Annotated in this window: 13 protein-coding genes; 10 read left to right on the top strand and 3 right to left on the bottom strand. The window is 65.0% G+C overall.

The genetic code is table 11. The features are described 5' to 3' along the window. The gene (locus ACZ5TO_RS19240; RefSeq protein ID WP_184141120.1) at positions 1-786 is read right to left on the bottom strand and encodes a GntR family transcriptional regulator; all 786 of its coding nucleotides are present in this window, start codon (positions 784-786) and stop codon (positions 1-3) included. 143 nt (positions 787-929) lie between these two features. On the opposite strand from ACZ5TO_RS19240, the gene ACZ5TO_RS19235 reads away from it, so the two are divergent. From ACZ5TO_RS19235 to ACZ5TO_RS19210, 6 genes are all read left to right on the top strand, one after another. Next, positions 930-2117 (top strand): ABC transporter substrate-binding protein, encoded by a 1188-nt coding sequence (locus ACZ5TO_RS19235; RefSeq protein WP_184141118.1) that lies wholly within the window; start codon positions 930-932, stop codon positions 2115-2117. Positions 2118-2215: 98 nt separating this feature from the next. Further along, a complete protein-coding gene (locus ACZ5TO_RS19230) occupies positions 2216-3085 on the top strand; it encodes a branched-chain amino acid ABC transporter permease (RefSeq protein ID WP_464800846.1) in 870 nt (289 codons plus the stop codon). Between the two features lie 4 nt (positions 3086-3089). Beyond that, positions 3090-4061, top strand: a complete 972-nt coding sequence (locus ACZ5TO_RS19225) for a branched-chain amino acid ABC transporter permease (protein WP_464800845.1) — start codon at positions 3090-3092, stop codon at positions 4059-4061. Then, positions 4058-4840, top strand: coding sequence for an ABC transporter ATP-binding protein (locus ACZ5TO_RS19220; RefSeq protein WP_184141112.1), 783 nt, complete (start codon positions 4058-4060; stop codon positions 4838-4840). Before ACZ5TO_RS19225 ends, ACZ5TO_RS19220 begins: the two co-directional genes overlap by 4 nt. Before the next feature lie 3 nt (positions 4841-4843). After that, a complete protein-coding gene (locus tag ACZ5TO_RS19215; RefSeq protein ID WP_464800844.1) occupies positions 4844-5566 on the top strand; it encodes an ABC transporter ATP-binding protein in 723 nt (240 codons plus the stop codon). A 1-nt stretch (position 5567) separates the two neighbouring features. After that, entirely contained in the window at positions 5568-6284 is a 717-nt protein-coding gene (locus tag ACZ5TO_RS19210) for an aspartate/glutamate racemase family protein (RefSeq protein ID WP_464800843.1), read from the top strand. A gap of 31 nt (positions 6285-6315) precedes the next feature. On the opposite strand, the gene ACZ5TO_RS19205 is transcribed toward ACZ5TO_RS19210, so the two are convergent. Then, entirely contained in the window at positions 6316-7350 is a 1035-nt protein-coding gene (locus tag ACZ5TO_RS19205; RefSeq protein WP_464800842.1) for a LacI family DNA-binding transcriptional regulator, read from the bottom strand. 103 nt (positions 7351-7453) lie between these two features. Between ACZ5TO_RS19205 and ACZ5TO_RS19200 the strand changes: the two genes are divergently transcribed. Then, positions 7454-8284 (top strand): phytanoyl-CoA dioxygenase family protein, encoded by an 831-nt coding sequence (locus ACZ5TO_RS19200; RefSeq protein ID WP_464800841.1) that lies wholly within the window; start codon positions 7454-7456, stop codon positions 8282-8284. A 20-nt stretch (positions 8285-8304) separates the two neighbouring features. On the opposite strand, the gene ACZ5TO_RS19195 is transcribed toward ACZ5TO_RS19200, so the two are convergent. Then, positions 8305-9384, bottom strand: a complete 1080-nt coding sequence (locus ACZ5TO_RS19195; RefSeq protein ID WP_464800840.1) for a LacI family DNA-binding transcriptional regulator — start codon at positions 9382-9384, stop codon at positions 8305-8307. A gap of 172 nt (positions 9385-9556) precedes the next feature. Between ACZ5TO_RS19195 and ACZ5TO_RS19190 the strand changes: the two genes are divergently transcribed. The 3 genes from ACZ5TO_RS19190 to ACZ5TO_RS19180 all read left to right on the top strand — a co-directional run bounded on the left by ACZ5TO_RS19190 (position 9557) and on the right by ACZ5TO_RS19180 (position 13184). After that, positions 9557-10537 (top strand): ABC transporter substrate-binding protein, encoded by a 981-nt coding sequence (locus ACZ5TO_RS19190; protein WP_184141104.1) that lies wholly within the window; start codon positions 9557-9559, stop codon positions 10535-10537. A 131-nt stretch (positions 10538-10668) separates the two neighbouring features. Then, on the top strand, positions 10669-12177 hold the full coding sequence (locus tag ACZ5TO_RS19185) for a sugar ABC transporter ATP-binding protein (protein WP_464800839.1): 1509 nt from the start codon (positions 10669-10671) through the stop codon (positions 12175-12177). Next, positions 12174-13184, top strand: coding sequence for an ABC transporter permease (locus tag ACZ5TO_RS19180; RefSeq protein WP_464800838.1), 1011 nt, complete (start codon positions 12174-12176; stop codon positions 13182-13184). Before ACZ5TO_RS19185 ends, ACZ5TO_RS19180 begins: the two co-directional genes overlap by 4 nt. Positions 13185-13193: the final 9 nt, after the last annotated feature.

Below are 13193 nucleotides of genomic sequence, written 5' to 3'. Positions count from 1 at the left end.
CTAGACCGTCCGCTGCGCGAACAGTTCCACCAGGTCGACCGCTTCGCGCGGCTTCGCGTTGAGCTGGAGATGGCTTTCGATATGCTTCAGGTGAAGCGTCATCATCCAGGCAGCTTTCTCGGCGTCCCGCGTGTGGAAGGCACCCACGATCCCGGCGTGGTCGTCGTCGCGACAGTCGCTGAGGCCCGGGGCGCCGAAAAGGCCGATGATGAGCGAGGTGCGCGTCACGAGCTCCTTCATCGTCCGGATCAGGATGCCGTTGCCGGCGACCTGCGCGAGGGCCGTGTGGAACTGCCCCGACAGGCGGATCGCATCGTGCCGGCGGCGCTCCTTGTGTGCGACATATTCCATTTCGAGAAGGCGGTTCAATTCGGCAATGTCGTCCTCGCTGGCACGCTGGACGGCAAGACGCGTGATGTTCGGCTCCAGCGCAAGACGCGCCTCGAAGACCTCGCGGGCCTGCTCGGGCGTCGGCGAGGCGACGAAAGCCCCGCGATTGGCATGAAGCTCGACGACCTCGCGGCTGGCCAGAAGCAGCAGGGCCCGGCGGATGCGCATGCGGCCGACGCCGAAGGCTTCGCACAGGGCGGATTCCGAAAGCTTCGTTCCCGGCGGCAATCTCTGTTCGATGACGGCGTCGAAAATGCGCTCGACGATATCGCCTTCGTCGATTCCCTCCGCCTCGACCAGGCTTTGCCGACCCAAATCCACCACCGCATCACCTCGAACACTGCATTCGAGTTCTAAATAGGGCCGTTTCCGTTCACCAACAAGCGGCAATTTCATCGACGATGCCGCCGGCACTTTGTATACGACCGCTTGACAAAATTGTTAACAATGCGCTCAATGCTCTGGCCAAGGCCGGATGTGGCCGCCCTCGCGGCCCGCTCGCCACAGAAAATAAATCAATGGCCCAGAGGAAGAACAACATGCACAAGCGCACATTCCTGAAACTCTCCGCCCTCGCTGCAGCGACCGTCCTGTCCCTGCCGCTGATGGCGTATGCCGAGAACGCCACGCTCAAGATCGGTTTCGTCGGCGTCACCTCCGGCCCGGCGGCGGCCTGGGGCATTTCCAACCAGCGCTCGATGGAGGCGCGCGCGGCCTGGCTCAACGAGCTCGGCGGTGTGAAGATCGGCGACAAAACCTACAATATCGAGATCGTCGCCTTCGACGACCAGAAGGACCCCAAGCGCGCGATCGCCGGCATGGAGAAGATGGCGCAGGACGGCATCCACTACGTCGTCGGCCCGAACGTCGACGACGGCGCGGCGGCGGTCCGTCCCGCGGCCGAGCAGAACGGCATCATGTATTTCCCCTATTCCTTCCCCAAGGCGCTCTTCTCGCCGCCGGCATCGAACGCCATCCTCGGCATGGTGGCGAACTACCAGTCGGGCCCGGCCATCTACAAGTATCTCATGGAGAACAAGGGCGTGAAGAAGGTGGCCTTCGTCGCTGCCAACGAATCCGACCCGCTGAGCCAGCGTGAATCCGGCATCGCGGCGGCCCAGGCGCTCGGCCTCGACGTGGTCTCGGGCAACGTGACCTATCAGGTGGATACCACCGATTTCACGCCGGTGCTGCTGCCGGTCATCCAGGCCGCGCCCGACCTTCTCGTGCTCTCGGGCGTCTCGCCGGCCAACGCGCCGCAGCTCATCCGCTCGGCGCGCGAGCTCGGCTATGAAGGCCTCATCTCGACCGAAACGGCGCAGGACGCGGCCGTTCTCCAGGAAGGCGCAGGCGACCTTGCCGAAGGCTTCATCTCGGTCGGCGGCGCTTCCACGCCGGAACTCGCCAGCGACACGATGAAGGAATTCGTCGAGCGCTACACAAAGATGTTCGGCGAGTACAACGACGAGTCCAACACCAAGGTCTACGCTCTCGAATATATCATCGAGACGCTGAAGGCGAACCCGGCGGCCATCGACAATGTCGAGGAATACAAGAAGACCATCGACACGTTCGAAGCGCCGAACCCCTTCATGAAGGGCGACGCCAAGCTGAAATATGTCGGCATGACCTCCTTCGGCCAGAAGCGCCAGGTCTCGGTCCCGCTCGTGGTCAACGAGTACAAGGGCGGCAAGTTCGAGACGCTGTTCGTCGGCCAGGTCGACTGATCCGAGCCTGAAACATCTCTACGATAAGGAGATCCGGGCGGCGCGCACCGTCCGGCCGGATCCTCTTAGCCTGAACTTCTTTCCATTGGAGGCTCACGATGGAACAGATAATCGCCAACGGTCTCTACCTTGGTGCGCAATATGCGTTGATCGCCCTCGGGCTCACGCTGATCTTCTCGCTGATGAACGTGCTGAACTTCGCCCACGGGCAGATGTACGTCTTCGGCGGCTTCGTCACCTATACGGTCGTCGTCCAGTTCGGCCTTCCCTTCATCGTCGGCCTCCTCGCCTCCGCGGTGATCCTCGCCATCATGGGCGCGGTCATCGAGAAATTCCTCTTCGCGCCGGTCGTGCGCCGGTCCAAGCGCGATGAATCGACCATGCTGCTGGCCGCCGGCATCGCCTTCTTCCTCGATGCCGTCATCCTGCTCCTCTTCGGCGAGAAGCAGCGCGGCGTGCCGAAGATCGTGAACGGCGTCTTCAACTGGGACATGCGCATCATCATGCCCTACGACCGCATCCTGATCGGCGTCCTGGCGATCCTGCTCATCGTGGTCTTCATCGCCTTCATGAACTATTTCCGTGCCGGCCGCGCCATGCGGGCGCTCGCACAGGACCGGATGGCCGCCCAGCTCATGGGGGTCGACGTCGCGCGCTACTCCATGCTCGGCTTCGCGCTCGGCGCCATGCTCGCCGGCCTCGTCGGCGGCCTTCTCGTCACCATCACCGGCGTCAATCTCGGCATGGGCGGCCCGACCTCGATCAAGGCGTTCCTGATGATCATGATCGGCGGCGCGGGCGTCATCTCGGGGGCGATCGCCGGCGGCTTCATCCTCGGCATGATGGAGAGCGTCGGCCTTACCGTGCTCTCGGCCTACGGCGATATCACCTATCTCGTCATCTTCGCCACGCTGATGGTGTTCCTGGCCGTCCGCCCGCAGGGGCTGATGGGCAAGCCGTGGGGTTAAGTTCATGAAAGCGTCAAGACTTCTCGGCTTTTCAGCCTTCCTTCTCGCCGTCTTCGTGCTCGTTCCGCTCTTCATCGGCGCGACCGGCCGCTGGGACTTCTTCTACACCCTCACCTCGGTCGCCCTGCTTTCGGTCGGCGCGGCCGGCGTCTGGCTCACCTTCTACATCGGCCGCATCAATATCGGCCAGGGCGCCTATGCGCTGGTCGGCGGCTATGTCTCGGCCATCCTCGTCACGCAAGGCGGCGTCTCCTTCTGGCTGACGCTGCCGGTGGCCGGCCTCTTCTGCGCCGTCATCTCCGTCCTGATCGGCCTGCCGATCCTGCGCTTGCGCGGCGTCTATTTCGCGATGGTCACGCTGGTGCTGACGGAGGTGACGCGCCTGTCCGCCCTCGCCCTGCCCATCACCAACGGCGCGAAGGGCATCACCTCGATCCCGCTGCCCGGCGAACTCTCCGTCTTTGGCCTGACGATCATCCCGGCCTTCGGCTCGCTCTCCAATCCGCGCATCGGCTTCTACATGATGGCCGCGGTGCTGATGATCGTGACCTACCTCGTGCTCTGGCGCATCGTGAACTCGCGGCTCGGGCACCTGTGCCGCAGCCTCCAGCAGAACGAGGAGCTTTCGGCCTCGATCGGCGTCAACACCGCCTATCTGAGGGTGCTCGCCTATGCGATCTCCTCGTTCTTCGGCGGCATTGCGGGCGCCATGTTCGCCTCCATCGCGCAGTCGATCTATCCGTCCTCCTTCGTGGTCGCCGACAGCGTGAACTTCATGCTCTACTGCTTCCTCGGCGGGCTCGGCTATGTCTTCGGGCCGATGCTCGGCACGTTCCTGCTCTATTTCGGCTGGGACCTGCTCTCGATTGCCCGGGAATACCAGCTCCTCATCTATTCCGGCGTCATGATCCTGCTCATGCTGGTCCTGCCGAACGGTGTCCTCAGCCTTCTCGACAAGAAGGAGGGCGGCAAATGACCCCCATCCTGCAGATCAAGAACATCACCAAGCGCTACGGCGGCCTGACGGCGGTGAACGATGTCTCCTTCGACGTGAGGGCCGGCGAGATCCTCTCGGTGATCGGGCCGAACGGCGCGGGCAAGTCGACGCTCTTCAAGCTGATCTCCTCCTTCGTGCCGGCGACGAGCGGGGAAGTGCTCTTCAACGGGGAGCGCATCTCCAGCCTCGCCCCGCACAAGGTCGCCCGCATGGGTGTCGTGCGCACCTTCCAGGAAACGACGATCTTCCGCTCCATGACGGTGCGCGAGAACATCATCGTCTCCCATCACCTGCGCTCGAAGGCGAGCCTCCTCGGCTTCTTCCTTGGCACGAAGCAGGCGAAGGAGGACGAGGCGGCCTTCGCGGCCTCGGCCGACGATATCGTCGACTTCCTCGGCCTGCAGGGCATCCGCAACGAGCTCGCCTCCAACCTGCCGCAGGGCCATCTTCGCGCGCTCGGCATGGCCATCGGCCTTGCCACCGACCCGAAGGTCATCCTCCTGGACGAGCCCTTCGCCGGCATGAACCACGACGAGACCATGAAGATGGTCGGCCTCGTGCGGCGGCTCCGCGACGAGCGCGGCGTCACCGTCCTCCTCGTCGAGCACGACATGCCGGCGGTGATGAAGATCAGCGACCGGATCGTGTGCATCAATTTCGGCCAGAAGATCGCCGAGGGCACGCCGAAGGAAATCCGCGAGAACGAGAAGGTGATCGAAGCCTATCTCGGCTCCGAAGACGCGGCGATCGGGATGTAAGCCATGACCAAGATATTGAGCGTTGAGAATATTGAACTCTACTACGACCACATCTACGCGCTGAAGGGCGTGTCGATCGATGTGGACGAAGGCGAGACCGTTGCGCTGATCGGCGCGAACGGTGCGGGCAAATCCTCGATCCTGCGCGCGATCACCGGCCTTCGGCCGATCCGGTCCGGGCAGATCGTCTACCAGGGCCACAGGCTCGACGGCACGTCGGCCTCCGATATCGTGCGCCGGGGCATCTCCATGGTACCGGAGGGGCGCCGCGCCTTCCCGCTGATGTCGGTGAAGGACAATCTGCTGATGGGCGCCTTTACCCGCTCCGACAAGGCGGAAATCGAGCAGACGCTGGAAAACGTGCTGACGCGCTTTCCGCGCCTTCGCGAACGCTATCACCAGCAGGCCAGCACCATGTCCGGCGGCGAGCAGCAGATGATGGTGATCGGCCGGGCCCTGATGGCAAGGCCGAGGCTCCTGCTTCTGGACGAACCGTCCCTCGGCATCGCGCCGAAGCTGGTGCAGGACATCGCCCGCGCCATCGTCGCCATCAGCCGCGACGAGAAGGTCTCCATCCTCCTCGTCGAGCAGAACAGCCGCATGGCGCTCTCGATCTCCAACCGCGCCTACGCGCTTTCCACCGGCTCGATCGCCCTGTCAGGCAATTCGAAGGACCTGATGAACGACGACCGCATCAAGGCGGCCTATCTCGGAGGCGAGATCTGACATGAACATCCTCGTCATCAACCCCAACACGACCGCATCGATGACGGACCATATCGGGAGGGCGGCGGAAGCTGCCGCCGCTTCCGGCACGAAGATCACGGCCGTCAACCCGGCCCACGGCCCCGTCTCCATCGAGGGCTATTTCGACGAGGCGATGAGCCTTGCCGGCCTGCTCGACACGATCCGCCGCAATCCGGATTGCGACGCCGTCGTCATCGCCTGCTTCGACGATACCGGCCTTGATGCCGCCCGCTGCCTCACCGACAAGCCGGTCATCGGCATCGGGGAGGCCGCCTATCATTTCGCCTCGATGCTCTCCAACAAGTTCTCCGTCGTGACCACGCTCGCCCGTTCCGTACCGGCGCTGGAACACAACCTTTCCCGCTATGGCCTCGATACCCGTTGCGCGCGCGTGCGCTCGTCGGAAGTCGCGGTGCTGGAACTGGAACAGCCGGGCTCGAATGCGCGCCAGAAGATCAGCGCCGAGATCGGCCTTGCCGTCACGGAGGATCGCGCGGAGGCCGTCGTGCTCGGCTGCGCCGGCATGGCGGGCCTTGCCGCCGACCTTGCGGCCGAGCACGGCCTTCCGGTCCTCGACGGGGTTTCCTGCGCGGTGAAGATGGCGGAAGCCATGGCCGGCCTCAACATGCGCACGTCGCGCCTCGGGGGTTATGCTCCTCCTCCCGCCGGCAAGCTGAAGCACGCATTCGGCGCCTAGCGCGTCTCCGCCGCGGCTGAAGTAGGCCTCGTCATCGCTTTGCTGTCGAGGCCCGCTCTATCAGCGTGCACCCGACCTTGTGGATGCGATGCCGCCCCGCGGGCGTTTTCCTTGCAAGCTGCGCGATCGCCCAGGCGCCCATCGGGCGATGGGGAAGTTCGAGCGTGGTGAGTTGCGGGCGAAGATGGCGGGACAACTCGTCGTCGTCGTAGCCGACGACGGAAAGGTCGGCCGGGATGCGCAGCCCCGCCTCGTTGATCGCATTGAAGCAGCCCATCGCCATCTTGTCGTTCTGGCAGAAGATGGCCGTCGGCGGCTCCTCGAGCGAGAGGAGCTTCCGAGTCGCCTCGAAGCCGGAGGTCGGCGTCCAGTTGCCCTCGGCCACCAGCCGGTCGTCATAGTCGAGCTTTGCTTCCGCCAGCGCCGCGCGGTAACCCGCAAGCCGGTCCTGCGCAGCCTCCATGAAGCTCTCGCCGACGATGGTGCCGATGCGCGTGTGGCCCTTCCTGATGAGGGACGCCGTCGCCATGCGGCCGCCCGTGACCTCGTCGGGAACGACGGCCGGGAAGCGGTTGTCGGCGGTATAGCAATTGAGCAGGACCAGCGGCACCGGAAGGTCCTCGAAGACCGGATCAAGCGACACGCGACGGGTGAAGATCGACATGTAGACGATCCCTTGCGCACCGGCCTGCAGAAGGCGCGCCACGGCCTTGCGCTCATGCTCGGCTCGCCCCTGCGTCTGCGCCACGAGAATGGTCACGTCGTTTTCCCAGGAGGCGTGCCGGGCGCCTTCGATGGCGTTGACCGCCTCCGGCGTCGTCGCGAGCTGGTCGACGATGAAGCCGACGCAGCTTCCCTGCAGCCCTTCGAGCCCCGCGCGGCGGACGGGACCGGCAAGCCCGTAGCCGAGCGACCGCGCGACCTCCAGCACTCGCGCTCGCAAATCCGGCGATATCTTGATGTCGGTCACGTTGTTGAGGACCACCGAGACCGTCGCCTGCGAGCAGCCGGCGGCCTTCGCCACATCCATCATCGTCACGCGCTTGCTGGTCTTCCGGCCGCTCATGCATCCCCCGTTTCCATCTTCCTTATAGCAACTAATAAACTTCGGTCATTGACTAATAATTATTAGTAGCGGTAACCTCACGGGCATCTGGAGGAGAACGACCATGCAACCGACGTTCAAATACGATCTCGCCGCGCAGATGGCACAGCTCGCCGAAGACGGCATCATCGGGCTCAAGGGCGCCTTCACGCCGGAATGGGCCGATGCGATGCGCGAGGACATGATGACGGCCTTCTGGTCGGCGATCCAAAGGCCGGGCGGCGCTGTCAGCCGGGGGCCGCGCCGCTGGTATGTCGAAATCCATCCGCAGGCCTTCGGCGGGTTCGTCGATCTCATCACCCATCCCTGGGTCGTCGACATCTGCACCAATGTGCTCGGGCCGGACTACCAGATCGTGGAAATCGGCCTCGACGTGCCGTTCCAGGGCGCGAAGTATCAGCCGTGGCACCGCGACTTCCCCTCGCCTGTCGACACCTATCGCGACCGGAAGATCACCTCGCTCGCCTTCAACCTGACCGGCGTCGACGTCACCGAGGACATGGGGCCGTTCGAGGTGGCGCCGGGAACGCAATATGACGACGGCCGCGAATGGAAACACGAGATGTTTCCCGACAAGGCGCTCTGGGGCCGCTTCGACGAGCGCGCCACGCGCAAATATCCGCAACGGGGCGATATCTCCTGCCGTTCGGCGCTGACGGTCCATCGCGGCACGCAGCACGATTCGCCCATTGCGCGCCCTGTCATGGTGCTGGGCGTCGACAGGCCCGGCGCCGGGCACGCCGAGCTGCACGACATGATGGTGACGCGCGAATGGCATGACGCCCTGCCCGACATCGCCAGGCAGCACCTCGTCTGCCGGGTCGTCGACGAGCTGGTTCCGATCATCCAGAAGCACGACATCGAAGGCCTGGTCATGGGCGCCGACCCGAGCTGACGCGAAGCCGCCCTCCGCACCTAGCGGAGGGCTGTCCTTGGCGCCGTCGTATCGCGGACGACCAGGGGGCCGTCGACCTTGATGGTCATCGGGCGCACCTGCTTTCCGTGGACCGCCATGTCGATCAGAATCTCGGCGGCCTTCTGGCCCATCTCGTAGTTGGGCAAAACGAGCGTCGAGAGCGGGGGATGGGTGTAGCGCGCCAGTTCCTGGTCGTCATAGCCCATGACGGACAGGTCGCCGGGCACGCGCAGCCCCTTTTCCTGCGCCGCCTCCATGACGCCGATCGCCATGAGGTCGTTGCCGCAGAAGATGGCGGTCGGCGGGTTGGCCATGGAGAGCAGTTCCAGCCCCGCCTCGTAGCCGCGCAGCGGCAGCCAGTCGCCATCGCGCACGAGGCTCTCGTCGAACGCGATGTCGGCGGTGGCGAGTGCCTGCTTGTACCCCTTGAGGCGATCGATCGCCGCATCCATCCACGGTTCGCCGTTGATGAAGCCGATGCGCGTGTGGCCGAGCGCGGTGAGATGCGCCGTCGCGGCAAAGCCGCCCGCCACCTCGCCGGGCACCACCGCCACATGCTGGCGCGGCTCGGCATAGCAGTTGAGCAGGACCGTCGGCACGGATCTCAGCGCCGGCGGCACGCGCACCTTGCGGGTGAAGATCGTCGCATAGACGACGCCGACGATTGCCGGATCGCGCAATACGGAGCGCAGCACCGCCTCCTCCAGTTCCGGATTGGAACGCGTCGCATGGGCCGAAACGAGGAAGCCCTGCTCGAAGGCATAGTCGCGGATACCGTCGAGGCTGACGACGGGATGGGGACTGGTCGAGATTTCGTCGACGATGAAAGCTATGGTATCCTTCTCGACGGAGACGGGCACGGCGGCCACAGGGTCGCGCGTCGCAGGTAATTTATAACCTATTTTATGAGCAGCCTCCCGCACCTTCTGCTGTGTTTCCGGCGAGATGCGGGAGCCGGACATCTCATTGAGCACGAGCGAGACGCTGGATTGGGAAACGCCGGCGATACGGGCCACATCCGTCATGGTCGGGCGCCCGCCGCCCTCTTTTTCCGAATTGCGCCCGTTGTTCCTGGCCATGCGTCGTTCCTCGCCCCTCAGCCGTGCTTTGCACCGCATGCAGATTTTTTGCAAGTGCTCATAATTTGGCTCTTGACTGCTAATATTATTAGCGCAAGATTTGCCCATGTGAAGCAGAAATTGCTCACGTCCGGTGAAGGAGCACCGGCCAGACCTGGGAGGAGAACCACTCATGACCATGATTTCCCGTCGTACCTTCATGCTCGCGGCAACGGCCGTCGGCGCGCTTGCCGTTGCCGGCGTCGCAATCGCCGAGGTGCCGAAGCTCGAACAGAAGGACACCTACAAGGTCGGCTTCGCGCAGACCGAATCCAACAACCCCTGGCGCATTGCCCAGACGAACAGCATGAAGTCGGAAGCCGAAAAGCTCGGCTACCAGCTCGTCTATACCGATGCCGCCAGCTCGGCCGCCAAGCAGGTCGCCGACGTCAACTCGATGATTGCCCAGGGCGTCGACGTCATCTTCCTCGCGCCCCGTGAGGAAAAGCCGCTGATCCCCGCCGTCATGGCCGCCAAGAAGGCGGGCATCCCGGTCATCCTGCTCGACCGCTCGGTCGATCCGTCGCTCGCCAAGGCCGGCGAGGACTATCTCACCTTCATCGGCTCCGATTTCGTGCAGGAAGGAAAGCGCATTGCCGAATGGCTGGTGAAGAACGCCAACGGCAAGTCGAAGATCATCGAACTGGAAGGCACGACCGGTTCCTCGCCGGCCAATGACCGCAAGAAGGGCTTCGACGAGGCCATCCAGGCGGCCGGCGGCTTCGAGATCGTCGCCTCGCAGACCGGCGACTTCGCCCGCGACAAGGGCCGCCAGGTGGCCGAGGCCCTGCTTCAGGCGCACCCGGATGCCGACATCATCTACGCCCACAACGACGAAATGGCGATGGGCGCCATCGCCGCGCTCGAAGCGGCCGGCAAGGTGCCGGGCAAGGATGTGCTGGTGCTATCCATCGACGGCGGCAAGGAAGCCGTGCAGGCGGTGGTCGACGGCAAGATCGCCGCGGTCGTGGAGTGCAACCCGCGCTTCGGGCCCAAGGCCTTCGAGACGATGCAGCGCTATGCCAAGGGCGAGAAGATCGACCCGATGATCATCAACGACGACAAGTTCTACGACGCCTCCAACGCGGCGGCCGAACTCGACGGCGCCTACTGATCCCATCTCCCAAGCACTTTGCGGCCGGGGCGGCACCACCGTCTCGGCCGTTTTTTGAACGGACCTGACCTCAGGCCCGTTCCGGTGTATTTTCATGAGGCCCGTCCTTGAGGCGGATGGAGGAGGACCCCATGCTTCTGTCCATGCAGGGCATTTCCAAGGCGTTCGGCGGCGTCTCGGCGCTGAAGGCCGTCTCGCTGGAGGTCGAGCCCGGCGAGGTCATGGCGCTCGTCGGCCAGAACGGTGCCGGCAAGTCGACGCTCATCAAGATTCTCACCGGCGTCTACCGCCGCGACGAAGGCAGCATCGCCTTTGACGGCAGGCAGGTCGACTTCCCGATGCCCGCCGAGGCGCAGGCCGCCGGCATCGCCACGATCTACCAGGAGATCAACCTCGCCCCGCAGCGCTCGGTGGCCGAGAACATCTATCTTTCGCGCGAGCCGCGGCGCTTCGGCCTTCTCGACCATGCCGCCATGCGGCGCGGCGCCGAGGCGGTGCTGGCGACCTTCAACCTTTCCATCGACGTCGACCGTCCCGTCGCGCATTTCGATGCGGCGGCCCGGCAGATGGTGGCGATCGCCCGCGCGGTCACGCAGAACGCCCGCCTCGTCATCATGGACGAGCCCACCTCCTCGCTCGACGAGCGCGAGGTCGGCGTGCTCTTCGAGACGATCCGCACGCTCAAGCGTTCCGGCGTCGCCGTCATCTTCATCGGCCACCGGCTGGACGAGCTCTATGCGATCTGCGACCGCGTGACGATCATGCGCGACGGCCAGACCGTGGCGAAGAGCCCCATGGCCGACATGCCCAAGATGGCGCTGGTGCGCCACATGCTTGGCAAGGAACTTGCCACCTTCCAGGCGATGGCGCCCGACGAGGACGCACCCGAGCGCCCCGTGCGTCTTTCCGTCGAGAATGCGGGGGCCGGCGTTCGCGTGCGCGATGTCAGCCTCACCGTGCGCGAAGGCGAGATCTCCGGCCTTGCCGGCCTTCTCGGCTCCGGCCGCACGGAAACCGCGCGCCTCATCTTCGGCGCCGACCGCATGGACCGCGGCACGATCCGCATGGAGGGCCGCGAACGCCGCTACCGCGAGCCGGCGGACGCCATCGCCGACGGCATCGGCCTCGTTTCCGAGGACCGGAAGATCGACGGCATCGTGCCGGACATGAGCATCCGCGAGAACATGACGCTCGCCCTCCTGCCGAAGCTGAGGAAGGCCGGCATCGTCGACCGCGTGCGGCAGGACGAGATCGTCGAGCGCTACATCCGCGCGCTCGGCGTCAAATGCGCCTCGCCCGACCAGCCGATCAAGGAGCTTTCCGGCGGCAACCAGCAGAAGGTGCTGCTCGCCCGCTGGCTTGCGACGGACCCGCGCGTCCTCATCATCGACGAGCCGACCCGCGGCATCGACATCGGCGCCAAGTCGGAGATTCTGAAGCTCCTGCGCAGCCTCGCCGACGAGGGCCTGAGCGTGCTGATGATCTCCTCGGAACTGGAAGAACTGCTCAGCGCCGCCGACCGGGTGACCGTGCTCAGCGACGGCACCTCGGTCGCGACCCTGCCGCGCAAGGACCTGAGCGAGGCGGCGCTCCTTGCCGCCATGGCCCATCAGGCAGCCCCATCAGGTGAACAGGCATGACGACGATCGAGACCCCCGCCCCGCAGCCCTCCGGCGCGCTTTCCTCCGGCAGCCGCCTTTTCGCGCTCGCCGGCCGCTACGGCACCTTCGCCGCCTTCCTGGCGCTCATCGTCTTCAACATGGCCGTCACACCGAATTTCCTGTCCTGGCAGACGCTCAACGTGAACCTCACGCAGGTCGCCACCATCGTCATCGTGGCGACCGGCATGACGCTCGTCATCGCCACCGGCGGCATCGACCTTTCCGTCGGCTCGCTGATGGCGATCGCCGGGGCGCTCGCGCCGATGATCTTCATGGGCCGGTTCTGGCCGGTGGAGAACATGGGCCTTGCCGTCGCGCTCGCCTTCCTCGTCCCCGTCGTCGTCGCCGGCCTCTTCGGGCTTTTCAACGGGCTGCTCGTCACGCGCTTTTCCATCCAGCCGATCATCGCCACGCTCGTCCTCTTCATCGCCGGGCGCGGCATCGCGCAGGTCATGACCAACGGCAACCTGCAGGTCTTCAAGAACGAAGGCTTCCAGTTCATCGCCATGGGCCGCATCGCGGGCATCCCCGCGCAGGTCGTACTGATGATCGTGATTGCCGCACTTGCCTTCGCGCTCGTCCGCTACACCGTCATCGGCCGGCAGATCATCGCCGTCGGCGGCAACGAGAAGGCGGCCCGGCTTACCGGCATTCCGGTCCGGCGCGTCAAGCTCTTCGTCTACATGGTGAGCGGCGCGCTGTCGGGCCTTGCCGGCCTCGTCGTGGTGGCGCGCAATTCGGCCAGCGACGCCAACCTCGTCGGCCTCGGCATGGAACTCGACGCCATCGCGGCCGTCGCCGTCGGCGGCACGCTGCTGACGGGCGGGCGGGCCAACATCATCGGCACCGTGCTCGGCGCCTTCGTCATCCAGCTCGTGCGCTACACGCTGCTTGCCAACGGCGTGCCGGATGCGGCCGCCCTCATCGTCAAGGCGGGGCTGATCGTCCTGGCCGTCTTCATCCAGCAGCGCGCCGACAAGCATTGAGGGCATCCG

This window comes from Shinella sp. Sh6, assembly GCF_055392685.1.
The sequence above is the reverse complement of the archived record's forward strand: the minus strand, read 5'-3'. Positions and strand labels throughout refer to the sequence as shown.

What these genes read in the sequence shown, in the direction of transcription:
- ACZ5TO_RS19240 (WP_184141120.1), bottom strand. Translation starts at nt 786, where the DNA reads ATGAAATTGCCGCTTGTTGGTGAACGGAAACGGCCCTATTTAGAACTC.
- ACZ5TO_RS19200 (WP_464800841.1), top strand. Translation starts at nt 7,454, where the DNA reads ATGCAACCGACGTTCAAATACGATCTCGCCGCGCAGATGGCACAGCTC.
- ACZ5TO_RS19195 (WP_464800840.1), bottom strand. Translation starts at nt 9,384, where the DNA reads ATGGCCAGGAACAACGGGCGCAATTCGGAAAAAGAGGGCGGCGGGCGC.
- ACZ5TO_RS19185 (WP_464800839.1), top strand. Translation starts at nt 10,669, where the DNA reads ATGCTTCTGTCCATGCAGGGCATTTCCAAGGCGTTCGGCGGCGTCTCG.
- ACZ5TO_RS19210 (WP_464800843.1), top strand. Translation starts at nt 5,568, where the DNA reads ATGAACATCCTCGTCATCAACCCCAACACGACCGCATCGATGACGGAC.
- ACZ5TO_RS19225 (WP_464800845.1), top strand. Translation starts at nt 3,090, where the DNA reads ATGAAAGCGTCAAGACTTCTCGGCTTTTCAGCCTTCCTTCTCGCCGTC.
- ACZ5TO_RS19215 (WP_464800844.1), top strand. Translation starts at nt 4,844, where the DNA reads ATGACCAAGATATTGAGCGTTGAGAATATTGAACTCTACTACGACCAC.
- ACZ5TO_RS19190 (WP_184141104.1), top strand. Translation starts at nt 9,557, where the DNA reads ATGACCATGATTTCCCGTCGTACCTTCATGCTCGCGGCAACGGCCGTC.
- ACZ5TO_RS19220 (WP_184141112.1), top strand. Translation starts at nt 4,058, where the DNA reads ATGACCCCCATCCTGCAGATCAAGAACATCACCAAGCGCTACGGCGGC.
- ACZ5TO_RS19205 (WP_464800842.1), bottom strand. Translation starts at nt 7,350, where the DNA reads ATGAGCGGCCGGAAGACCAGCAAGCGCGTGACGATGATGGATGTGGCG.
- ACZ5TO_RS19235 (WP_184141118.1), top strand. Translation starts at nt 930, where the DNA reads ATGCACAAGCGCACATTCCTGAAACTCTCCGCCCTCGCTGCAGCGACC.
- ACZ5TO_RS19230 (WP_464800846.1), top strand. Translation starts at nt 2,216, where the DNA reads ATGGAACAGATAATCGCCAACGGTCTCTACCTTGGTGCGCAATATGCG.
- ACZ5TO_RS19180 (WP_464800838.1), top strand. Translation starts at nt 12,174, where the DNA reads ATGACGACGATCGAGACCCCCGCCCCGCAGCCCTCCGGCGCGCTTTCC.